This window comes from Bacillus sp. SH7-1, assembly GCF_008042405.1.
Classification (GTDB): domain Bacteria; phylum Bacillota; class Bacilli; order Bacillales; family Bacillaceae_G; genus Bacillus_A; species Bacillus_A thuringiensis_N.
On the sequence record NZ_QNUD01000078.1, the window covers coordinates 1 to 823 of the forward strand.

The window sequence follows — 823 nt, forward strand, 5'->3', positions numbered from 1 at the left end:
GTACAATACATAATAGTAATTTGAAAAATATTGAAATAAAAAATTGTGATATAACCGGTATGAAAATAAATGGGATTCAAATTGAAAAGCTACTTGAGTTATATAATAAAGTAAAAAGTTAACTTGATTTTAGTTAGTAGTTAGGTTAGGTAGATAAAGCTGTTCTTAAATTGAATGTTATATCGAAATAATTGTGTAAAAATAACATAAAGAAATACACAGGAGAAGGGGTTTTATAAAGCATTCTAGAATGAGAAATGTATTGTGTATTTATATGGAGGGAACAAAATGGGGATCAAAGTTAGAGCGGTAGAAATAAAAGATGCTAGAGCAATTCATCGTATATGCATACAAGATGATGTTTTACCTTATATGGTTTTCTTACCTAGCATGCGTGTAGATGCAATGGAAAATAGAATTCGAAATTTAGCACCAAATCAATTTGAATTTGTTGCAGAATTTGAAGGAGAAGTTGTAGGTTTTGTTGGTTTAACACAAAGTCCAGGAAGAAGATCACATTCAGGCGATTTATTTATCGGCGTAGACAGTGAATATCATAATAAAGGCATTGGGAAAGCACTTCTTACAAAAATGCTGGATTTGGCTGATAATTGGTTAATGTTAGAGCGAGTGGAACTTGGTGTTTTAGAAACGAATCCTAAAGCGAAAACTCTATATGAAAAATTCGGATTTGTAGAAGAGGGAGTAAAGATAGGGAATTTGAAGGCTCACGGAAAGTTTATTAATGAAATTATGATGAGTCGTTTTAGACCTGACGGTTTAATCGTACATAATGGATAGTGAAAGCATGACAGTATACTGT

1 protein-coding gene and 1 pseudogene are annotated in these 823 nt (G+C 31.6%); both read left to right on the plus strand.

Features of this window, described 5'->3' with window-relative positions; all coding sequences use genetic code 11:
* A pseudogene (locus DN390_RS30465) lies at positions 1–122 on the plus strand (GNAT family N-acetyltransferase); the annotation flags it as partial.
* Positions 123–288: 166 nt separating this feature from the next.
* Entirely contained in the window at positions 289–801 is a 513-nt protein-coding gene (locus DN390_RS30470; protein WP_147809358.1) for a GNAT family N-acetyltransferase, read from the plus strand.
* Positions 802–823: the final 22 nt, after the last annotated feature.